Source organism: Marivita sp. S0852 (assembly GCF_046591575.1).
Taxonomy (GTDB): domain Bacteria; phylum Pseudomonadota; class Alphaproteobacteria; order Rhodobacterales; family Rhodobacteraceae; genus Marivita.
In genome coordinates, this window is sequence record NZ_JBIQWA010000001.1 from 309,646 (window position 1) to 329,860 (window position 20,215).

Sequence of the window (20,215 nt, forward strand, 5' to 3'; positions counted from 1 at the left end):
GGGATGATATCATGACCAAACGCGCCGGTTTCGTCGCCCTGATCGGAGAGCCCAACGCGGGCAAATCGACGCTCACCAACCAGATGGTTGGTGCCAAGGTGTCGATTGTCACGCACAAGGTTCAAACCACACGCGCGCGTATTCGTGGCGTGGCAATTGAAGGCGATGCGCAGATTGTGTTGGTGGACACACCGGGCCTGTTCAAACCGCGCCGCCGACTTGACCGCGCGATGGTCGCTGCTGCCTGGAGCGGCGCGTCAGACGCTGATATCGTTGTGCTTCTGATCGAGGCCCATCGCGGGATCACCGAAGGCGTTGAGGCAATCCTTGAGAATTTGGCAGAAGTGGCAGGCGACCGCCCTGTTGCGCTGGCCATCAACAAAATCGACCGCGTCGAGGCACAGCACCTGTTAAAGCTGACGCAAGAGATGAACGAGAAGTTCGCTTTCACGCAAATCTTCATGATTTCTGCGGAAAAGGGCCATGGCGTCAAAGACCTGCGCAAATGGCTGGCCAAAGAGCTGCCCGAAGGCCCGTGGCTGTACCCCGAGGACCAGATCGCCGATTTACCGCTACGCATGATCGCATCTGAAATGACCCGCGAGAAACTGACGCTTCGGCTGCATCAGGAATTGCCTTATCAACTGACCGTCGAAACCGAAAGCTGGGAAGAACGCGAAGATGGGTCAGCCCGCATTGACCAGATCATCTATGTGGTTCGCGACGGGCACAAAGGCATCGTGCTTGGCAACAAGGGCGAAACAATCAAAGCCATCTCAAAAGCCGCACGAGAGGAATTGGAAGAATTCCTTGGCCGTCGCATTCATCTGTTCATGCAGGTGAAGGTCCGCGAAAAATGGCTGGACGAGGCAGAGCGCTATTCCGAAATGGGGCTGAATTTCAAGGATGGGAATGGCTAAGGCGTTTCTTAGGGCGCATTCATGACACGCCTTACCTCTTCTTTTTGGGTCCAGGCCTATCTGCGTCGCCTGTCGCTTTACAACATCCCGGCCTTTGTCACCGCACATGGCGATGACACCGCGGGCGCGGTTCTGGTCAAACTGAACACCCTGGACGGGCAGGCCAAAGTCTTTGTGCGGCAGTTCGACCTGTTGACCGGGGAACGCGACTGGCAGGTTCTGGCCGATGGTCCTGAACAGGATGTGGATACCAGCATCGCCAAGCAGCGCAGCTTTGACAGCGACCTTTGGGTGATCGAAGTCGAGGACCGCGACGGTCGTCACCTTCTGGATGAAGACGGCCTTTCGGGCTAACAACATCTCATGGATTGGCGCGATACCGGTATCCTTCTCAGCAGTCGCCGCCACGGCGAAAGCTCTATGATCCTGGACGTGTTCACACCGCAGCGTGGACGCCATGCGGGTGTTGTGCGCGGTGGCGCGTCTCGTAAGATCGCTCCGATTCTGCAACCCGGCGCTCAGCTGGATCTTGTCTGGCAGGCACGTCTGGAAAACCACATCGGTCGGTTTACCGTTGAGCTTCAACGCTCCCGTGCGGCCATCGCGATGGGAGATCGGCTTGCGCTTGCCGGAATGAACGCCGTGCTGGCGCTACTGGCTTTTTCGCTGCCGGAACGGGAACCTCACCAAGCGCTCTACCACCAAAGCCAGACCCTGTTGGATCTGCTGGATCAGCCCGATCTCTGGCCACTGGCCTATCTACGTTGGGAAACTGCGCTGCTTGATGATCTTGGATATGGGCTGGACCTGTCCTGCTGCGCGGTTACCGGATCAACCGATGATCTGATTTATATTTCGCCCAAAACCGGACGTGCAGTGTCGGCCAAAGGTGCCGGTGACTGGGCAGACAAGCTTCTGCCCCTGCCTGACGCGCTAAAAGGCACAGGCGACGGGGCCGATCAGGACATTCTAAAATCACTTGGCACCACGGGTTATTTTTTGGAACAGAAGCTTGGGATTCAACAAAACGACAAACCGCTTCCGCCGGCACGCGACCGATTTGTCGCCGCACTGGCCCGGCGCAGTTCCGCGCATGATCCCGGCAACAGCAGTCCCGTTCAGGGGTGACGACACGCCTCAGCGGCTGGCCGTCCGGCCTGCCAAACAGGGCAATATATCGCCATCCAACAGCATCATTCAGGCTGCCAACGCCCGTCGCTGGAAAACAACGCAACCTGTGCCTTTCAAGTGGCCTGCAGGCGCGTTAGATACAAGGTATGAACATGACCGTGCCAAATATCCTGACAGTCCTGCGCCTGATGGCAGCACCAGGGGTTGCGCTGATGTTCTTGTATTTCTCGCGCCCGGCGGCAGATTGGTTCGCGCTGATCCTGTTCATCACCGCCGCGATCACAGATTGGTTCGACGGCTATCTCGCGCGCGCATGGAAGCAGGAAAGCAAGCTTGGCGCGATGCTCGACCCAATTGCCGACAAGGCAATGGTGGTCATCGCCCTGATGGTGATCGTCGGGTATTCGTCCATGTCGCCTTGGCTGGTCCTGCCCGCGACCTTCATTCTATTTCGTGAAGTCTTCGTATCGGGCTTGCGCGAATTTCTGGGCGACACAGCCGGGACACTCAAGGTCACCCCGTTGGCAAAATGGAAAACGACCTTGCAGATGGTCGCAATAGCCATTCTTTTTGCGCAAGGCGTGTTCGAACACTATCTCGGCATGTCCGCGATGGGGATGGGCCCCGAGATTTTCGAGGGCGTCATGCGCGGCGATGTCGAGGACCTGCACGGCCTTTGGTGGAAACACGCGGGCATGGTCTGGACCGGGAATATCGGGCTGGCCCTGCTTTGGATTGCTGCCTTTCTCACTCTCATCACCGGCTGGGATTATTTCCGCAAAGCGGTGCCGTTTCTAAAGGATTGATCAGATGGATGTTCTTTATTTTGCATGGGTCCGTGAACGGATCGGCCTGCCCAAGGAAACCGTCACAACCGACGCCGCCACAGTCGCCGATCTGGTGGCCGAACTGCGCGCCAAAGAAGACCGTTACGACATGGCCTTTTCTGACCTGACCGCGTTGCGCGTCGCCGTGGATCAGGAACTGACCGATTTCGACGCTCCGCTCGCAGGCGCGCGCGAAGTGGCGTTCTTTCCACCGATGACCGGGGGCTGACCATGCACGTCATCGTTCAGGAATCCGCGTTCGATTTCGGGGCCGAGGCAGACCGTTTTGCCAGCGGACGGCATGACATGGGGGCCGTGGTCACCTTTACCGGCATCGTGCGCGATTTTGGCGGCGGGGGGCTGGATGCGATGGAGATCGAGCATTATCCCGGCATGACGCAAAAGGCGTTGGAAAAAATCGCCTCGGACGCAATTGGGCGCTGGTCGCTGGGTGATGCCTTGGTCATTCACCGCTACGGACGGATGGAACCGGGCGAGAAGATTATGATGGTCGCGACCGCAGCCCCGCACCGCAAAGACGCGTTTGAGGCGGCAGAGTACCTGATGGACTACCTCAAATCACGCGCGCCGTTTTGGAAGAAGGAACATGCGTCCTCTGGCAAGACCGATTGGGTCGCCGCCAAAGACGAAGACGAGGACGCGCTGACGCGCTGGTAGGTTGTGCAATGGCAGATTTGGTCATATCATTTGACCAGTTTGCGCGAGTTTGCTTCCTATGCCCTTTCAACCGGTCGTTCCTGAAAAGCTCTCGGCAGCCGTCACACGCCAGATCGAACAGCTGATCCTGCGCGGCATTCTGCGGCCCGGCGAACGCCTGCCATCCGAACGGGAATTGTCGGAGCGGCTGGAGGTGTCCCGCCCGTCCCTGCGCGAAGCGATTTCCGACCTGTCGGAGCGCGGGCTGCTGACGAGCCGCAAGGGCGCGGGGGTCTATGTGGCGGATGTGCTTGGGTCCGCCTTTTCGCCAGCCTTGGTGCGGCTCTTTGCGTCGCATGATGAGGCGGTGTTCGACTACCTGTCCTTCCGTCGCGACATGGAAGGCCTGGCCGCCGAACGCGCCGCTAGGTTGGGGTCGGACACGGACTTGGCCGTGATCGCGGCGGTGTTCGCCCGCATGGAAGCGGCGCACCAGAAACGCGACCCGTCCGACGAGGCGGCGCTGGACGCGGAATTCCACCTGTCGATCATCGAGGCCAGCCACAACGTGGTGATGCTCCACATGATGCGGTCAATGTACGAATTGCTGCGCGAGGGCGTGTTCTACAACCGGCAGATCATGTTCCGGCAGAAGACCACGCGGGCGACGTTGTTGGACCAGCACCGGGCGATCAATTCCGCGTTGCAGGCCCGGGACCCCGCTGGCGCGCGGCAGGCGGTGGTGGATCATTTGTCGTATGTGGAGGCGTGTCTGGCGGACAACAGGAAGGCCGAGGCGCACGAAGCGGTGGCCCGGCAGAGGTTGGAGCATGTTGGGGGGAAGGGGTGAGCGCCGACTTTGGAAAAGAGGGACAGCAGATTACTTCTCTATCGGGGTGAATAATGTCAGAATTGGATTTCAGAGAATATAATGACGCTCTCAGGCGCGTTCCACAGAAGCTTTATATTTCCAAGAGCTTCACGCACCCACGACAGGATAATGCTCGTAGATTTGCACGTAAACGCTTTGAGGTTGGTCCATTGAAAGAAGTTCTAATGAAAGGCGATGAGTTCGTCCTCCACGAGACTGATACAGGTATTCAGCAGATTAGAGCGACGTTTCTCGAAGATGGACGGGGGATAACGCATCTTCACATTCAAAGGTGGAGCACAAAAACCGGTAATCCAATGGGTGAGCAAGTAGTGCTCTATGGAGAACAAATCGGACGATTGATAGAGTTTATACAGAATATAAGACAGATCGAAATTCCTACACCGAATACCTTCAATGTAGACGAAGCTAATCTACGCTTAGTTCATAAACCCGACGCTGATGCGCTCAATGTCCTTAAGGACCATCCAGAGCTGGTTGCCGAGTTCGCACGTAGCCAGATCACAACCGAAGATGTCGTCGCCATCGCCTACCGCCAACGACAACTGCAATTGTTTTCAGATATGCTCGACAGGGGAAATGACATATCTGAAGATGAATGGCAGGATTACTTTGAGCGAAATCAGTGGATATTCGGTTATGGTTTAAGCTACATATTCACAACAGGCCTAGACGGCAAAAAACTGCAACAAACAATCAGGGGATCAAACCTGATTGCACCCGGTAAGATACCTGATGGCATAATGAAAACTCGCGCAGCGGTTAGCGCGCTATGCTTAGTTGAAATAAAGAAGAGTTCGACCGAACTCCTCAAAAATAACCCCTATCGTGCCGGAACTTGGGCACCATCAAACGAGCTAAGTGGCGCGGTTGCACAATGCCAAGAGTCTTTGCGAGCAGCTTCTGAAGCTTTTAATACTCACCATTGTTTCACTGATGAGCGCGGCAATCCGACTGGTGAAGAATTGCTGTCAGTTGAACCAAGAGCTTTTCTTGTTGTCGGAAACTTGGGTGAGTTTCGCTCCGAGCATGGAATTAATTCCAAACGCTATCAAGCATTCGAAGGCTTCCGTCGAAATTTGCGTCAGCCTGAGATACTTACTTTTGACGAACTCTACGAACGAGCCAAGTTTATCGTGGCCAGCCAACCGAGTTCTGATGGAATCAATGAATAGTCGATATTATTTGGCCAGGTGAATTAATGCGGGACGTGACGCAAGCCGCGCATCGCCAGACCGCGGGATGGCGAACAGACGGGTGTTCTGTACCGCTTTATGGTTGCCACGTCCGTCCGTCATTCGAGCGATGCGCCAACACCAACCAAATCGCCAGCCCGGGGGGCGGTCTGGCGATGCGCGGCGGCTTCGCCTTGATTCCGCGCGGGTGCGTTGAAGGATGGTTAGCTTTCGACGCGCGCTTTCATCAGGCCGTCTTCTTTCAGGCGGGCGTGGCATTCGTCCAGCGACTTCCAGGCGCGGGCGATGAGGACGTCGATTTCCTCCTTCGAGATCACCAGCGGGGGCGAGATGATCATGCGGTCTCCGACGTGGCGCATGACCAGGTTGTTGGCGAAGCAGCGTTCGCGGCAGATGAGGCCGACGGTGCCTTCGTCAGCCTCGAACTTGGCGCGGGACGCTTTGTCGGGGGTGAGGGCGATGCTGCCCATCATGCCGACGATTTTTGCTTCACCCACCAGCGGGTGGTCGGCCAGGGATTCGAACTTTTCCTTCAGATAAGGCCCAGTTTCCTCGCGCACGCGGGTGACGATGCCTTCCTCGTCTAGGATACGCAGGTTCTCCAATGCGACGGCACAGGCAACCGGGTGGCCGGAATAGGTGTAGCCGTGGTTGAACTCGACGCTGTTGATGACCTCGGCCACCTCGTCACAGATGATCGAGCCGCCGATGGGTTGGTAGCCAGAGCTAAGCCCCTTGGCGATGGTCATGATGTGCGGGCGGATGCCGATGGTTTCCGAGCCGAACCAATTGCCGGTGCGCCCGAAGCCGCAGATCACCTCGTCGGCGATCAAAAGGATGCCGTATTGGTCCACGATGCGCTGGATCTCGGGCCAATAGGTCTCCGGCGGGACGATCACGCCGCCTGCGCCCTGCACGGGTTCGGCGATGAAAGCGGCGACGCGGTCGGGGCCGATGTCGAGGATCGCCTGTTCCAGTTGCCGGGCGCGTTCCAGGCCGAACTCCTCGGGCGTCATGTCACCGCCTTCGGCCCACCAGTTGGGCTGGTCGATGTGGTGAATGTCGGGGATCGGCAGGCCGCCCTGCATGTGCATGCCCTTCATCCCGCCCAGAGAGCCAGAGCCGACAGACGAGCCGTGATAGGCGTTCCAGCGCGAGATGATGACGCTCTTTTGCGGCTGGCCTTTTGCGGCCCAATAAGTGCGGACAAGGCGAAGGTTGGTGTCGTTCGCCTCGGACCCGGAGCTTGCAAAGAAAGTTTGGTTGAACCCGTCAGGGGCCAGTTCTGCCAGTTTCTGCGACAGCGCAATCGCAGGCACATGGGTGGTTTGAAAGAACGTGTTGTAATACGGAAGCTCTTCCATCTGACGCGCGGCGGCCTGGGCCAGCTCGGTGCGCCCGTAACCGATATTCACACACCACAGCCCCGCCATAGCATCCAGAATGCGGTTGCCTTCGCTGTCATTCAACCAAACGCCATCCGCCCGCGTGATCACCCGCGCGCCCTTTTCAGCGAGTTCACCACCATGGGTAAACGGGTGCATGTGATGGGCGGCGTCTAGCGCCTGCAATTCAGCGGTGGGCATGTGGTTGGTGATCATGGCCATGGGATGCGTCCTCTCAAACGGTTCCGCACAGAATATGATCAAATTATTCCAAGTCAATCGAATCAGGACAAACCTTGGCGAATTTGATCCATACCCTGCACCACATCGGCGTCCATCGCCGCAGCGGCTGCCGCGGCATCGGCCTGCGCCAAGGCCTCCAGAACGTCTTTGTGACGGTCCGGCAGGTTACGTGTTCCGACCTGTCCACAGACAACCCGCAGCGACGGGCCAAACCGAAGCCAAAGCCGCTCGACCATACCCGTCAGGATCGGAGCCTGCGCCAGAGCGTTCAATCCATGGTGAAACTGGTGGTTCTCGACAAGGTACTGTCGTACATTGCCGCCACGGATCGCGCTGTCCAGGCGCGCATCGGTTTCGGCCAATGCGGCGATATCAGCTTCTGTCACATGCCGGGCAGCGCGGCGCACCAGTTCCGGCTCAAGCGCGCGTCGGGCGACGCAAAGCTCGTCAATTGCTTGCAAATCCAACTCTGGCACCACAATGCGTCGATTGCCCATAAAGGCCAGCGCCCCTTCGGCGATCAACCGCCGCAACGCTTCGCGCACAGGCGTCATGCCCACGCCCAGCGTGTCAGTCAGACCCTGGATCGTGACGGGTTGTCCCGGCTCGAATTCGCCAAACAACACCCGATCCCGCAATTGACGATACACCACCTCATGCCGGGGCAGGCCGGCACGTCCTTTGTCAGAGTCGGGTAATAATTGGACCGTCATGCGCACCTCACGCCCCCTCGCCTCTTTTGAAATATGACGGGATTGCCCGCCAAAACAAGTCAGCTTGCACGAACAAACATTGCGTGAAAGCATGTCAGCTATTGCCAGAGCTAGAAAGATTTGATCAAATTCAAGTCAAAGGGGTCGCAAGCACCCCAAGATCAACGGGAGACTCACATGAAAATCCAATTTCTGACAGTGACCGCAGGTGCTGCACTTGCCGCGTCTACGGTCTTTGCCGACGAAGTCCGCGTTTATAACTGGTCAGACTATATCGACGAGGATCTTCTGACCAAGTTCACAGAAGAAACCGGACTCGAGCTGATCTATGACGTGTTCGACAGCAACGAATTGCTGGAAACCAAAATGCTTGCCGGCGGCTCGGGCTACGATGTGGTGGTTCCCACAGGCACCTTCCTACAACGCCAGATCACTGCCGGTGCCTTTCAACCGCTGGACAAATCCAAACTGCCCAATCTCGACAACATGTGGGACGTGATCCAGGATCGTACAGCACAATACGATCCCGACAACGGATACTCGATCAATTACATGTGGGGCACCACAGGGTTGGGCGTGAATGTTGGCAAAGTGACAGAGCTGTTGGGTGAGGACGCGCCGATTTCATCGCTGGATCTTATCTTCAATCCAGAGCACATGGAAAAGCTGCAAAGCTGCGGCGTGCATTTTCTGGATGCCCCGACAGAGCTGATCCCGGCGGCGTTGGCGTATCGTGGGCTGGACCCGGATCGTAAAGACGAAGAAGCCCTCGCGGCAGCCGAGGAAGTCCTGACCGCCGTGCGCCCTTATGTTCAAAAATTCCACAGCTCTGAATACATCAATGCGCTGGCAAATGGCGACATCTGCGTGGCCATCGGCTGGTCCGGTGACATCCTTCAGGCACGTGACCGCGCGGCAGAAGCCGCCAACGGCGTGGAAATCGCCTATAACGCGCCGGTCGAGGGCGGCTTGATGTGGTTTGACCAAATGGCGATCCCGGTGGATGCTCCCAACCCGGATGGCGCACATGCGTTTTTGAACTTCATCATGGATGCGCAGAACATGGCACAGGCATCGAATTACGTTTATTACGCCAATGGCAACGAAGCATCGAAAGAGTTTCTGGTAGAGGACGTGATCGGCGACACCGCAATCTATCCGGATGATGCCACATTGGAAAAGCTCTACACTGTCACCCCATTTCCGCCACGCGAGCAGCGCAACCTGACGCGGATGTGGACGCGCGTGAAGTCGGGCACCTGATCGGTGTCGGAAGCCCTGGCCCTGGCACAGGTTCAGGGCCATCGCCGGAGCGACCCCGCGCTCCGGCCTTCTCGGCGAGAGACATATAATGGTTAACGATGCCACATTTGCCCCCTGGACCGCCCCCGGCGCAACGCCGTTGATCGAATTCAGGAACGTCACCAAACGGTTTGGCGACTTCACCGCGATTGATGATCTGACGCAGGGAATATTCGAGAAAGAATTTTTCGCGCTCCTTGGTCCATCAGGATGCGGCAAAACAACGATGATGCGAATGCTTGCCGGGTTTGAAACGCCAACCGAAGGCCAGATCCTGATCGACGGACAGGATGTGGCCCATGTGCCGCCCAACCGGCGTGCGGTCAACATGATGTTCCAGTCCTACGCGCTGTTTCCACATCTGTCCGTGTGGGAAAACATCGCCTTTGGATTGAAACGCGAAAGCAAGAATAAAGAGGCGATCGCGGCGCGAGTGGAAGAAATGCTGCGCCTGACGCGCTTGTCCAAATTCGCCCAGCGCAAGCCGCACCAGATCTCGGGCGGCCAAAGACAGCGCGTCGCACTGGCACGGTCGCTGGCGAAGGCACCCAAGCTGTTGCTTCTGGACGAACCGCTTGGCGCGCTTGACAAAAAACTGCGGCAGGACACCCAGTTCGAATTGATGGATATCCAGGAAAAGACCGGAACAACCTTTGTCATCGTGACCCACGATCAGGAAGAGGCGATGACCGTGGCCTCCCGCGTGGCGGTGATGAATGAAGGCAGGATCATTCAGGTCGCCACGCCCGACGAAATCTACGAAGCCCCTAATAGTGTCTATGTGGCAGACTTTATCGGCGACGTGAACCTGATCGAAGGCAAGGCACAGGCACGCCCTACCAAAGCTCCGGCCGCCCCGGCCAAGCAAGAACAGCAAACGGTCGCTGCCCCACCGGCCACCAAAACAGCTGCAGACGGACCACAACCGAACGCGTACGGCGAATGGCTGCAAAACAAAGTTCTGTTCCCGTTTCTCGGCAAACGAGACCCTCAGCCCAAACAACTGCCCGCCCCCGCTGCATCACCCCCCGACACACCCACCCAGCCTGTTGCCACAACGCCGGTCCAAGAGGGTGGATTTGCATTGCACTGGGCCGACGGACAACCGTCGATCATTGTGGCGAACGGGGATGCGGGGCTTGTCGGCGAACAGATCACCTTGGCCATGCGCCCCGAAAAACTCAGCATCGCAAAAAACAAACCGGACGCGCCCAATGTATTGCCAGGCAAGGTGATCGACATCGCCTATCTCGGTAACCTTTCGACCTATCATGTCGAACTGGAAAACGGCGTGATGATCAGGGTTCAAATGACCAATATCCGCCGCATCGCCCGACGCGACATCACCTGGGAAGATAACGTCTGGGTCAGCTTTACCGAGACCGCCGGCGTCGTGTTGAGGGGCTAGAGATGCGCCGTCTCATCCTCATCGCAGTGCCCTATCTGTGGCTGGTCGCACTGTTCCTGGTGCCCTTTGCGATTGTGCTCAAGATCGCGCTGTCCGACGTGGCCCTGGCGCGCCCCCCCTACATGCCACAGCTCGATCTCACGGGCGGGTGGGCCGCAATCCGCAGTTTTTTTGCCGGACTGGATTTTGAGAATTTTGTCTTCCTGACCACCGACGATCTTTACTGGAAAGCCTATCTCAGCTCGCTTCAGATCGCTTTCATTTCAACCCTGCTTACCCTGTTGGTCGGATACCCAATCGCCTATGCCATGGCCCGGTCTGCCCCGGAATGGCGGCCCACATTGTTGATGCTGGTGATCCTGCCCTTCTGGACCAGCTTTCTGATCCGCGTCTACGCGTGGATGGGTATTCTGTCGAACGAAGGCGTGCTGAACCAGTTTCTGCTTTGGATCGGTCTCATCAACGAACCGCTGACCATCCTGAACACCAACACCGCAGTCTATATCGGCATCGTCTACACCTATTTGCCGTTCATGATCCTGCCGATCTATTCGGCCCTGGAACGCCTCGACGACAGCCTGCTCGAAGCCGCCGAAGATCTTGGCTGTTCGCGCTTCACCGCCTTTTGGCTCGTGACGATCCCGCTTTCGAAAAACGGCATCATCGCAGGCTGTTTTCTGGTCTTCATTCCGGTGATCGGTGAATTCGTGATCCCATCGCTGCTGGGCGGGTCAGGCACGTTGATGATCGGCAAAGTGCTTTGGGAAGAATTCTTCTCCAACCGCGACTGGCCCGTCGCCTCGGCGGTTGCTGTCATTCTGCTGCTGATCCTCGTAATCCCCATCATCCTGTTCCAACGCAACGAACAAAAACAGCGCGAGGCCGAGGGATGACAGATCTGTGCTTCTTTGGGCCCCGAATACCTCGGGGGAGGCCGCAGGCCGGGGGCAGAGCCCCAAAGGGAGCGATCACATGAGACGCTTCTCCTGGTTCAACGCCACCAGCCTTACGTTGGGTTTTGCATTTCTCTACATGCCGATGATCATTCTCGTGATCTACAGCTTCAACGCCTCCAAACTGGTCACCGTTTGGGCCGGGTTTTCGACCCAGTGGTACGGCGAGCTGTTCCGCAACGAGGAATTTCTGAATGCCGCCTGGGTCACGCTCAAGGTCGCTTTCATGAGTTCCAGCATCGCGACGGTGCTCGGCACGATGGCCGCCTATGTCCTGGTCCGCGCCGGTCGGTTTACCGGACGGACGCTGTTCAGTGGTATGATATACGCACCTCTTGTCATGCCCGAGGTGATCACGGGCCTGTCGCTTTTGTTGCTGTTCATCGGCATCGGGCTTGACCGCGGTGTGCTGACCATTGTGCTGGCGCATACCACGTTTTCCATGTGCTACGTCTCTGTCGTCGTGTCGTCGCGCCTGATCAGCTTTGACCGTTCGCTCGAAGAAGCAGCACTTGACCTGGGGTGCACCCCTCTCGAAGCCTTCCGACTGGTCACTCTGCCCATTATTGCCCCTGCGGTGATTTCCGGCTGGCTATTGGCCTTCACCCTGTCGCTGGATGATCTGGTAATTGCCAGCTTCACCACCGGCCCCTCCGCCACGACGCTGCCGATCAAGATCTTCTCGGCCGTCCGCCTTGGCGTCAGCCCCGAAATCAACGCGCTCAGCACGATTATGATTGCCATTGTCACACTTGGCGTGATCACCGCCTCTTTGGTCACAAAACAAGCGGCTGTCAGACAGGCACGCGATGCGCGGATGGCCGAACGCCCCGCATGAGGCGGATCTACGAAACATCCGCCTATCAGACACCGCAAAGCTGCTGGTGGTGGTCTACGACATCGCCTCAAGCGTTGCGGCCGCTTCAAGGCCCACAGCGCACCGAAGTTGCGATCATCGGCGGTGGGTTCACGGGAATGAACGCCGCCTTGGCACTGGCAAAGGCCGGTGTGCAAACCTGCGTGCTGGACGCGCAACACCCCGGATGGGGTGCCTCAGGGCGCAATGGTGGATTTTGCTGTCTCGGCGGTGCCAAAGCCACGGATGCCAGCCTCACCAAACGGTTCGGCACAGACCAGTGCGCGCAATGGCATCAGGCTGAACGCGCTGCAGTCGATCATGTTGCCGGGCTGCTGGCAGATTACAAGATAGACGCGGACACCCATTCAGATGGCGAGACGCTGCTTGCACATTCGCCCCGGGCGATGGCCCAGATCCGCGCGACGGCAAAGGGTTTGGGACAAGCATATCAAACCGATCTGCATGTCTTTGGCCAGGATGCGCTGCGTCAGCTGGGGCTGAACGGTCGTTTTCACGGCGGGATGACACTTCCCGTCGGCTTTGCGCTCAACCCTGCAAAATACCATGCAGGGGTGTTGGCCGCCGCGCAAACCAAAGGCGTGATCGTTTATGAGCAAACACCCGCAACGGCAATCACTCGGGATGGCGCGAAATGGCGTGTGAGCACTCCAAGCGGCACAGTGCATGCCGATAAGGTGATCCTTGCAACCAATGGGTATTCCTCCGAGGATCTTCCCGACTGGCTGCGTGCGCGATACTTGCCGGTGCAATCATCCATCATCGTCACGCGCCCTCTGTCGGAACAGGATCAGGCGCGCCAAGGCTGGACCAGTTTGCAGATGTGCTATGACACCCGCATTCTGTTGCATTACTTTCGATTGATGCCGGATGGCCGCTTCCTGTTCGGCATGCGCGGCGGGTTGCGGGCGACACCCCGTTCAGAGACCGCGCTGGCAAGTAAAATCCGCGCGCATTTCCATCACATGTTCCCGGCCTGGCGCGATGTAAAGATCACCCATCACTGGTCTGGTTTGTTGTGCCTGATGCGCAGTTTGACGCCTTTCTGCGGGGCTGTGCCGGATCATCCGGGGCTCTATGCCGCGATGGGCTATCATGGCAATGGCGTTGCCATGGGCAGTTACCTGGGCGCATGTGTTGCGGACCATGTGCTGGGCCGGGTGCCACAAGGCCCCTTTCCGGCATTCCTGCGCCAGCCACCAAAACGGTTTCCTTTGGGATCGCTACGGCGCGCTTTGCTGGCACCGGCCTATGCGGCGGCCGCGGTGAAGGATCGCTGAAATAGACCTGTTCATTCTTGTGAACTTGCAGACCCTTCGTTATTCCGGGAACCAACAGGAATTCAGGGAGACCCGTCATGCTCAAGCGTCCATTCGACAAGTCGACACTGCCGAGCCGTCATGTGACCGAAGGTCCGGAGCGTGCGCCGCATCGGTCGTATTACTATGCGATGGGCATGACCGAAGAAGAAATCCACCAGCCACTGGTTGGCGTCGCAACCTGCTGGAACGAAGCGGCCCCCTGTAACATCGCGCTGAACCGGCAGGCTCAAGCGGTAAAAATGGGTGTCAAGCAAGCCTTCGGTACCCCGCGTGAATTTACCACAATCACCGTCACCGACGGCATTGCCATGGGTCACGAAGGCATGCGGTCGTCGCTGGCATCTCGCGAGGCGATTGCCGACACCGTCGAGCTGACCATGCGCGGCCATTCCTATGATGCGGTTGTGGGCCTTGCGGGTTGTGACAAATCCCTGCCTGGCATGATGATGGCAATGGTGCGTCTGAACGTGGCATCGGTGTTCATCTATGGCGGGTCGATCCTGCCGGGCCGTGCGCCGCAGGTCGAAGAAATCCCCGAAGATTTCCGCAGCCGCGACCTGACGGTACAAGACATGTTCGAAGCGGTCGGTCGTCACCAGAATGACCAGATGTCGGACAAGGCGCTCGACATGCTCGAACGGGTGGCCTGTCCATCTGCGGGGGCCTGCGGCGGTCAGTTCACCGCCAACACCATGGCCTGTGTGTCCGAGGCCATCGGCCTGGCGCTGTTCAACTCCTCCGGCATGCCCGCACCCTACGAATCCCGCGATGCCTATGGCGAAGCGTCGGGGCGCGCGGTGATGGACCTGATCGAACAGAACATCAAAGCCCGCGATGTGGTCACGCGCAAAGCGCTTGAAAACGCTGCACGCGTTGTCGCCTGCACCGGTGGGTCAACCAATGCCGGTCTGCACCTGCCGGCGATTGCCAATGAGGCAGGCATCGAATTCTATCTTGAAGACGTCTGCGATATCTTCAAAGACACGCCCTATTTCGTTGATCTGAAACCGGGCGGAACCTATGTCGCCAAAGACCTGTATGATGCAGGCGGCATCCCGGTTGTGATGAAAGAACTGCGCAAGGCGGGTCTCATTCACGAAGACTGCATCACCGCCTCCACCCGCACCATCGGCGAAGAGCTTGATCTCATTGAGCGCGAGGCGGATGGCAAAGTGATTTATGCCATCGACACGCCGATCACCAAAACCGGCGGCGTTGTGGGCCTCAAGGGCAACCTTGCCCCGGAAGGCGCAATTGTCAAAGTCGCGGGCATCGCAGCCGAAGATCAGGTGTTCACCGGCCCCGCGCGTGTGTTCGAATGTGAAGAAGACGCGTTCGAGGCGGTCAAGGGGCGCGCTTATGAAGAAGGCGAAGTCATCGTCATCCGCAACGAAGGCCCCGCAGGCGGCCCCGGCATGCGCGAGATGCTGTCAACCACCGCCGCTTTGTCGGGTCAGGGCATGGGCAAAAAGGTTGCGCTCATCACCGATGGCCGGTTTTCGGGCGCAACACGTGGGTTCTGCGTCGGCCACGTTGGCCCCGAAGCCGCATATGGAGGCCCGATTGCCTTGCTCAAGAATGGGGACATTGTCACCATCGACGCTGTGAACGGTGCATTGACCGTTGATCTGTCCGACGAAGAGCTTGCCCAGCGCAAAGCAGACTGGTCCGGACCCAGAGAGACAATCTACACATCGGGCGCGGTCTGGAAATTCGCCAAGATGGTGGGGCCAACCTATAAAGGCGCCGTTACACATCCCGGTGCTGCCGGTGAAAAGCACCAGTATTGCGATCTGTGACACGGCGTGCCCAAACCCTTGGTGTTGCGCTTCTTGGCGCAACACTGTTGGCCGGTTGTGATGCGACCGGGTCAACGGGCGGATTGTCCTTTCTCGAAAGCGCCGCGTCCCCTCCGGTAAAAGCGGCAGAAACGGCACGCCTTGCACGGGGACAAGTGGTTGTATCCGGACCAGATGGATACTGCATCGACACCACAACCCTGCGTCAATCTTCTCGCGGTGGTTTTGCGGCGATCGCCAGTTGCAACATTCTGTCCGGCGGCCAGACCGGACCAATCGTGGAACCCGTGCTTGTCACCGTCACGGTGGATCGAACCTCTGTCGAGGCCCCCACCCTCGTCGATTTGGCCAGCGCTTTGGGCACAGAATTATCGCACTCCCGCGAACTCAGCGCAGTGACGGCAGGCCAGATGGCCAGTGGCGGTGAAACCGCGTTTCAGGGCAGCGACCCCCGCCATTGGCGCGGCATGTTTGTCCTTGGAGACAGGATCATCGGCCTTGCCCTTTACGCCCCACAAGACAGCCCGTTTGTCGGCAATCAGGGGGCCGCGTTCTTGAACACGGTTTCTTCACGCATTCGCGCTAATTCCCAAAACTCGGGGCGCAGTGCACAACAGTCGCAACCATCAACCGATCCGCTGGCGGCACGACTTGGGCGTTTATTTGGCAACCGCGATCTGCAATAGTCGCGCCACAACCGACCACTCAGAGTGTCGGAAAAAAACATAAGCAGGAGCGAGCAGCTCATGTCGGAAATGAAACCCGGTCTGTTCGACCGCGTTATTCAGCAATCTGCGCTCAGACGGTTTCGTCAATGGGCCGAAACCGCGCGTGACGCAGATCTCAAGGATTTGCGCACCACCCGCGCAACCGCCCGCCGCATGAAATACTTCCTCGACGAGGTACTTCACGTGGCCGACAATCGACTGGCCCTGCCGGTCATCGGCAATCAGGCAGTGCCTGTTCCGTATGATGCAGACTGGTCATGGCGCCCCGAGGTGTGGTGCGGTCCGCTGCCCACGCAAGGGATATCCTCTGTTGCCAATAAATCCACCTTGGGTCGTGAAGTAACCCTGTTTCACGACTGCGCCAATTCCGAACTGACCTTGCGCCAACTGCGCAACACAAGCGCGGATGATCTGGCCGCATTCGGCCTGCGCTTGGATGTCTTTCGTTTTGACGGCTCATACCTGTCACTGGTCATCGACCTGCCCCCCGACGCCGCGCATCAATTGAAACGAAAGCACCTTATCCGGCTGGATGCGATCCTGGAGCTTGAACGCCCCTTGGAAATCTTTGCGCGACTGAACGTACAGCACGGGCCGAACACCGAACAGATCGTTCGTGAACTGCCCTTGATTGACCGGGATCTGTCTGTCGAATTCGATCTTGCCTATACCAAACTCAACGAAAAACGGGTGGAAAAAATCTGGATCGACCTGATCTTTGAAAACCCGGAAATGAGTCAGGTCGTTCTGCGTGACCTGTTCTTCAGCCGCCGCCCAAGGGCAGAGTTGTGAGGGGCCCAAAATGACTGCGTATTCCTTGTCCAAATCCCGGTTTTTTGAAGGTGTCTGGGAAGGCGTGATCGCCGGAGACAGTGACACCGCGCCAGAGCCGAATGTCGATGTACGGGTCCATGACCTGCCCATACCGGATGTCACGATCGAGCCATTGCAAGACCCCGCCTCCTGGCTGCTCAAGGTGCCGGTTCCGGCGCATATGATTGCAGATGGCGTACATACCTTTGTCATTACAGAAGCCACGCTGGGGCAGGCGCTTGGCGATTTCTCGATCATTGCAGGCGATGCTGCCGGAGAAGACATCCGCGCCGAGATGTCCCTTTTGCGCGCCGAGCTGGACATGCTCAAACGCTCCTTCCGCCGCCATTGTCGGGAAACCGCCTGAACCCTGAAAAGCCAGATCAGTCCCGCCTTTTTGCGTGTCAGATCCTAGTTTTTCATTTCGTCGACAGACATGTCGCGCACATCGACCTTATAGCGTCGCCCATGTTCGTCCAGGATCAACAGGTGACCGGAATCCACGGCACGCATCTCTTCGATAAAGATGTCCTGCTTGTCCTGTTCCATGTCGTCATCATAGACGATGTCATAAATCTTGAGCACCCAAAGAGACTCCCCGGTCGAAACCTTGAACGCCTCGATATATCCGCCGTTCTGACCAAGATCGCGGGCCTTGCCCCACATCAGCGCCTCATAACGGATATCGCCCAAAACAACAGGCTCCGGTTCGGGGGGCTCCAGCCGTTCCTTGGCTATGTCGTCATTCATCGTGTGACCTCCAAAAAAGCTCAAAGCGCCAAATTTCCGTTCGGGACTTCACGAATTCCCGTACATGCTTTGACGGCGTTCTGCTTGCCCGGACCGGTCAGCAAACCATTCACATCAATTGCAAAATACGCCCAGCTGTCCGCATTGTGCAGCGCATATGCACCGGTAAGAGTTCCGTTGGGTTTCAAACCTCGCGGTCCGTAAACCACATCCTCGGTGCTCAGCTCCTTATGCGACATTTCATGAATGATCGTGCGGGCGCATCTGTGCAGCGGACCCGAATTGTCGGCTGTGGCTTCGTCGGCTTTTTGAAGCCACGCGTTTTGAAGGTAAATGACCTTCATCTGTTCCGCAGTGTAAATAAAGGCCCAGTCTTTCCACCCCCCACTCAGCCGGTCTCCGGGTTCATCCGAAATAACCAGGCTGGAACTGCCAAGCCCCGCTGCAATCTTTTTATAGCCTTTTGTCAGCGTCTTGATGATGTCATCGGTGTCATAAGTGCTGCCGGAATCGGTGAAGTACTGATTGACCAGATCAACAGTCTCTTCGCTCTTTGTATCAAGCTTGACGACCGCATTGCTTGCGACGCGCTTGGCCTCGGATATGGCATCGACCATGATCTTGCGATGATGTGCGCTATAAACCTCGTCTTTGCGCTTTTTGAGGGTCTTCTTGATGTCATCGTCACTGTCAGACGAAAACATATCGAAAATCCATTTGTCATAGGCAACCGGCGGCGAATAGACCCAGATCGAGGCACCACCAATTTTGGAGCCGTGATAAAGATGGCGAAACATCTTGAGCGTCGCGGCTTTCTTGCGTTTGCCATGGGCATCTTTGGCACCGGCGGCATTCGTTATCACAGATGCCTCTCCCACTTTGCCGAAGACAAAGGACGATTTCTTGGCTTTTTGGGAAATCTCTGTGCGCACCTTGTCGAGAACCTCTTTCTTGGTATCACTGGGTCCACCGTCGACCAACAACGCGCTCATGTCGCTGCGCAATTGTTCGACATCGCCGATCAGCGGTGTTTTCAAGGCGTCTTTTGCCGCTTTGTACGCTTGTTCAAACTTATTCATTTGACACAATTCCTTTCGATATATTGACGAAACACCCTGACGCCGGGTCTGCGCGCCAGACAAGAAAAGCACTGACAATCAAATCATTCAGGTTCTCGTGCTGGCCAATTCCAGCACAGTCAAACCAACTAACCCTACGTCAAGATGACCACGGATCAGAGAGTCGGGCAAATCAATTCGCGACCAGACAGCACAGAACACGACCGGAATTGACGTTCCATCGTCATCGGGGCAGGTTGTCTGCGTATTCTTACCTCGGAGAAGATATGTCCCCGCTGCGCGGTATGGCGTTGAAACTCAGCGCTGTTTTGCTGTTTGTCTTCATGGCCGCACTGATCAAAGCCAGTTCTGATGTCGTGCCCCCCGGACAGGCTGTTTTTTTTCGCTCGTTCTTTGCCTTGCCGATCATTCTGGGCTGGGTTGCCATGAACCGACAGTTGCACACCGGTTTGAAAACCAAAAACCCGCTTGGTCATTTGTGGCGGGGTATGTTTGGCGTCAGTGCGATGGCCTGCGGATTTGCGGCACTTGGCCTGTTGCCTTTGCCCGAGGTCACCGTGCTGGGCTATGCAGCCCCGATCATGACGGTTCTGTTTGCCGCCCTGTTGCTGGGTGAAAAAATCAGACTGATACGCATGTCTGCCGTGGTTCTGGGCCTGATTGGCGTGGTCATCGTGATGCTGCCGCAACTCGGCAATGACGAGATGGGCACTGCCGCCCGATGGGGTGTCGCACTTGTTCTTGCCTCTGCCACGTTGCGCGCTTTGGCACATGTGCATATCCGCAAGCTTGTTCAGGATGAAACCACATCCGCGGTGGTATTTTATTTCGCGGTCACCTCGTCTTGCTTTGCGCTTTTGACGTCGCCGTTCGGATGGGTCGTTCCAGACACGCTCACCGCGGCACAGCTTGTCGGGGCCGGGCTGTTCGGAGGTGTGGCGCAGATCCTTCTCACGTCGTCATACCGCCACGCAGAAGCCGCCGTTCTGGCACCGTTTGATTATGCCTCCATTCTGTTTGCGCTGATCATCGGATACACAGTCTTCGACGAAATCCCCACATGGCAAACCGTCATTGGGTCGGTTGTCATCATCGCGGCTGGCGTGTTGATCATCTGGCGCGAACGGCAACTGGGCGTCAAACGCGGGTCCGCGCGGTCAAATCTTACACCGCAGGGCTGATTGCATTTACTCTGGCTCGGGATTAGATCAACCGCAACT

At 57.4% G+C, this 20,215-nt stretch carries 22 protein-coding genes; 18 read left to right on the forward strand and 4 right to left on the reverse strand.

The genetic code is table 11. The annotated features are described in order from the left end of the window. Positions 1-11 precede the first annotated feature (11 nt). From era to ACG74X_RS01605, 8 genes are all read left to right on the forward strand, one after another. On the forward strand, positions 12-920 hold the full coding sequence (gene era / locus ACG74X_RS01570) for a GTPase Era (RefSeq protein WP_411232237.1): 909 nt from the start codon (positions 12-14) through the stop codon (positions 918-920). Between the two features lie 21 nt (positions 921-941). Then, complete coding sequence (locus tag ACG74X_RS01575) at positions 942-1,274, forward strand: DUF1491 family protein (RefSeq protein WP_411232239.1); 333 nt, start codon at positions 942-944, stop codon at positions 1,272-1,274. A 9-nt stretch (positions 1,275-1,283) separates the two neighbouring features. Then, positions 1,284-2,048 carry a DNA repair protein RecO gene (gene recO / locus ACG74X_RS01580; RefSeq protein ID WP_411232240.1) on the forward strand — a complete coding sequence of 255 codons (765 nt, stop codon included), beginning with the start codon at positions 1,284-1,286 and terminating at the stop codon, positions 2,046-2,048. 149 nt (positions 2,049-2,197) lie between these two features. Beyond that, the gene (gene pgsA, locus ACG74X_RS01585; protein ID WP_411232241.1) at positions 2,198-2,857 is read left to right on the forward strand and encodes a CDP-diacylglycerol--glycerol-3-phosphate 3-phosphatidyltransferase; all 660 of its coding nucleotides are present in this window, start codon (positions 2,198-2,200) and stop codon (positions 2,855-2,857) included. A 4-nt stretch (positions 2,858-2,861) separates the two neighbouring features. Continuing rightward, a complete protein-coding gene (moaD, locus tag ACG74X_RS01590) occupies positions 2,862-3,107 on the forward strand; it encodes a molybdopterin converting factor subunit 1 (RefSeq protein WP_411232243.1) in 246 nt (81 codons plus the stop codon). A gap of 2 nt (positions 3,108-3,109) precedes the next feature. Next, complete coding sequence (locus tag ACG74X_RS01595) at positions 3,110-3,556, forward strand: molybdenum cofactor biosynthesis protein MoaE (protein WP_411232244.1); 447 nt, start codon at positions 3,110-3,112, stop codon at positions 3,554-3,556. A 58-nt stretch (positions 3,557-3,614) separates the two neighbouring features. Further along, positions 3,615-4,385, forward strand: coding sequence for an FCD domain-containing protein (locus ACG74X_RS01600; RefSeq protein ID WP_411232246.1), 771 nt, complete (start codon positions 3,615-3,617; stop codon positions 4,383-4,385). Positions 4,386-4,438: 53 nt separating this feature from the next. Beyond that, on the forward strand, positions 4,439-5,602 hold the full coding sequence (locus tag ACG74X_RS01605; protein ID WP_411232247.1) for a Shedu immune nuclease family protein: 1,164 nt from the start codon (positions 4,439-4,441) through the stop codon (positions 5,600-5,602). Between the two features lie 224 nt (positions 5,603-5,826). Here ACG74X_RS01605 and ACG74X_RS01610 read toward each other — a convergent pair whose 3' ends face one another. Both ACG74X_RS01610 and ACG74X_RS01615 read right to left on the reverse strand, forming a co-directional pair. Further along, the gene (locus tag ACG74X_RS01610) at positions 5,827-7,230 is read right to left on the reverse strand and encodes an aspartate aminotransferase family protein (RefSeq protein ID WP_411232249.1); all 1,404 of its coding nucleotides are present in this window, start codon (positions 7,228-7,230) and stop codon (positions 5,827-5,829) included. Between the two features lie 62 nt (positions 7,231-7,292). Continuing rightward, positions 7,293-7,964, reverse strand: a complete 672-nt coding sequence (locus tag ACG74X_RS01615) for a GntR family transcriptional regulator (RefSeq protein ID WP_411232251.1) — start codon at positions 7,962-7,964, stop codon at positions 7,293-7,295. Between the two features lie 177 nt (positions 7,965-8,141). Here ACG74X_RS01615 and ACG74X_RS01620 point away from each other — a divergent pair, with 177 nt between their 5' ends. From ACG74X_RS01620 to ACG74X_RS01660, 9 genes are all read left to right on the forward strand, one after another. Further along, positions 8,142-9,227, forward strand: a complete 1,086-nt coding sequence (locus ACG74X_RS01620) for a polyamine ABC transporter substrate-binding protein (RefSeq protein ID WP_411232253.1) — start codon at positions 8,142-8,144, stop codon at positions 9,225-9,227. Between the two features lie 88 nt (positions 9,228-9,315). Next, the gene (locus ACG74X_RS01625) at positions 9,316-10,674 is read left to right on the forward strand and encodes an ABC transporter ATP-binding protein (protein ID WP_411232255.1); all 1,359 of its coding nucleotides are present in this window, start codon (positions 9,316-9,318) and stop codon (positions 10,672-10,674) included. 2 nt (positions 10,675-10,676) lie between these two features. After that, entirely contained in the window at positions 10,677-11,567 is an 891-nt protein-coding gene (locus ACG74X_RS01630) for an ABC transporter permease subunit (RefSeq protein ID WP_411232257.1), read from the forward strand. A 79-nt stretch (positions 11,568-11,646) separates the two neighbouring features. Continuing rightward, positions 11,647-12,465, forward strand: a complete 819-nt coding sequence (locus ACG74X_RS01635; protein WP_411232259.1) for an ABC transporter permease — start codon at positions 11,647-11,649, stop codon at positions 12,463-12,465. After that, positions 12,462-13,784, forward strand: coding sequence for an NAD(P)/FAD-dependent oxidoreductase (locus ACG74X_RS01640; protein WP_411232260.1), 1,323 nt, complete (start codon positions 12,462-12,464; stop codon positions 13,782-13,784). Before ACG74X_RS01635 ends, ACG74X_RS01640 begins: the two co-directional genes overlap by 4 nt. A gap of 77 nt (positions 13,785-13,861) precedes the next feature. Next, positions 13,862-15,625, forward strand: a complete 1,764-nt coding sequence (gene ilvD / locus ACG74X_RS01645) for a dihydroxy-acid dehydratase (RefSeq protein WP_411232261.1) — start codon at positions 13,862-13,864, stop codon at positions 15,623-15,625. Continuing rightward, positions 15,622-16,311, forward strand: a complete 690-nt coding sequence (locus ACG74X_RS01650; protein ID WP_411232263.1) for a dihydroxy-acid dehydratase — start codon at positions 15,622-15,624, stop codon at positions 16,309-16,311. The genes ilvD and ACG74X_RS01650 overlap by 4 nt, the downstream gene beginning before the upstream one ends. Before the next feature lie 60 nt (positions 16,312-16,371). After that, on the forward strand, positions 16,372-17,145 hold the full coding sequence (locus ACG74X_RS01655) for a DUF6478 family protein (RefSeq protein ID WP_411232265.1): 774 nt from the start codon (positions 16,372-16,374) through the stop codon (positions 17,143-17,145). A 10-nt stretch (positions 17,146-17,155) separates the two neighbouring features. Continuing rightward, a complete protein-coding gene (locus ACG74X_RS01660) occupies positions 17,156-17,533 on the forward strand; it encodes a hypothetical protein (RefSeq protein WP_411232267.1) in 378 nt (125 codons plus the stop codon). Between the two features lie 44 nt (positions 17,534-17,577). On the opposite strand, the gene ACG74X_RS01665 is transcribed toward ACG74X_RS01660, so the two are convergent. After that, positions 17,578-17,916, reverse strand: a complete 339-nt coding sequence (locus tag ACG74X_RS01665; RefSeq protein ID WP_411232269.1) for a hypothetical protein — start codon at positions 17,914-17,916, stop codon at positions 17,578-17,580. 20 nt (positions 17,917-17,936) lie between these two features. Further along, the gene (locus ACG74X_RS01670) at positions 17,937-18,995 is read right to left on the reverse strand and encodes a M35 family metallo-endopeptidase (protein ID WP_411232271.1); all 1,059 of its coding nucleotides are present in this window, start codon (positions 18,993-18,995) and stop codon (positions 17,937-17,939) included. 266 nt (positions 18,996-19,261) lie between these two features. On the opposite strand from ACG74X_RS01670, the gene ACG74X_RS01675 reads away from it, so the two are divergent. Continuing rightward, on the forward strand, positions 19,262-20,176 hold the full coding sequence (locus ACG74X_RS01675) for a DMT family transporter (RefSeq protein ID WP_411232272.1): 915 nt from the start codon (positions 19,262-19,264) through the stop codon (positions 20,174-20,176). Positions 20,177-20,215 lie beyond the last annotated feature (39 nt).

Excerpts from the sequence above, each read along its gene's own strand:
- era (WP_411232237.1), top strand. The coding sequence starts at position 12 with ATGACCAAACGCGCCGGTTTCGTCGCCCTGATCGGAGAGCCCAACGCG.
- ACG74X_RS01575 (WP_411232239.1), top strand. The coding sequence starts at position 942 with ATGACACGCCTTACCTCTTCTTTTTGGGTCCAGGCCTATCTGCGTCGC.
- recO (WP_411232240.1), top strand. The coding sequence starts at position 1,284 with ATGGATTGGCGCGATACCGGTATCCTTCTCAGCAGTCGCCGCCACGGC.
- pgsA (WP_411232241.1), top strand. The coding sequence starts at position 2,198 with ATGAACATGACCGTGCCAAATATCCTGACAGTCCTGCGCCTGATGGCA.
- moaD (WP_411232243.1), top strand. The coding sequence starts at position 2,862 with ATGGATGTTCTTTATTTTGCATGGGTCCGTGAACGGATCGGCCTGCCC.
- ACG74X_RS01595 (WP_411232244.1), top strand. The coding sequence starts at position 3,110 with ATGCACGTCATCGTTCAGGAATCCGCGTTCGATTTCGGGGCCGAGGCA.
- ACG74X_RS01600 (WP_411232246.1), top strand. The coding sequence starts at position 3,615 with ATGCCCTTTCAACCGGTCGTTCCTGAAAAGCTCTCGGCAGCCGTCACA.
- ACG74X_RS01605 (WP_411232247.1), top strand. The coding sequence starts at position 4,439 with ATGTCAGAATTGGATTTCAGAGAATATAATGACGCTCTCAGGCGCGTT.
- ACG74X_RS01610 (WP_411232249.1), bottom strand. The coding sequence starts at position 7,230 with ATGGCCATGATCACCAACCACATGCCCACCGCTGAATTGCAGGCGCTA.
- ACG74X_RS01615 (WP_411232251.1), bottom strand. The coding sequence starts at position 7,964 with ATGACGGTCCAATTATTACCCGACTCTGACAAAGGACGTGCCGGCCTG.
- ACG74X_RS01620 (WP_411232253.1), top strand. The coding sequence starts at position 8,142 with ATGAAAATCCAATTTCTGACAGTGACCGCAGGTGCTGCACTTGCCGCG.
- ACG74X_RS01625 (WP_411232255.1), top strand. The coding sequence starts at position 9,316 with ATGGTTAACGATGCCACATTTGCCCCCTGGACCGCCCCCGGCGCAACG.
- ACG74X_RS01630 (WP_411232257.1), top strand. The coding sequence starts at position 10,677 with ATGCGCCGTCTCATCCTCATCGCAGTGCCCTATCTGTGGCTGGTCGCA.
- ACG74X_RS01635 (WP_411232259.1), top strand. The coding sequence starts at position 11,647 with ATGAGACGCTTCTCCTGGTTCAACGCCACCAGCCTTACGTTGGGTTTT.
- ACG74X_RS01640 (WP_411232260.1), top strand. The coding sequence starts at position 12,462 with ATGAGGCGGATCTACGAAACATCCGCCTATCAGACACCGCAAAGCTGC.
- ilvD (WP_411232261.1), top strand. The coding sequence starts at position 13,862 with ATGCTCAAGCGTCCATTCGACAAGTCGACACTGCCGAGCCGTCATGTG.
- ACG74X_RS01655 (WP_411232265.1), top strand. The coding sequence starts at position 16,372 with ATGTCGGAAATGAAACCCGGTCTGTTCGACCGCGTTATTCAGCAATCT.
- ACG74X_RS01660 (WP_411232267.1), top strand. The coding sequence starts at position 17,156 with ATGACTGCGTATTCCTTGTCCAAATCCCGGTTTTTTGAAGGTGTCTGG.
- ACG74X_RS01665 (WP_411232269.1), bottom strand. The coding sequence starts at position 17,916 with ATGAATGACGACATAGCCAAGGAACGGCTGGAGCCCCCCGAACCGGAG.
- ACG74X_RS01670 (WP_411232271.1), bottom strand. The coding sequence starts at position 18,995 with ATGAATAAGTTTGAACAAGCGTACAAAGCGGCAAAAGACGCCTTGAAA.
- ACG74X_RS01675 (WP_411232272.1), top strand. The coding sequence starts at position 19,262 with ATGTCCCCGCTGCGCGGTATGGCGTTGAAACTCAGCGCTGTTTTGCTG.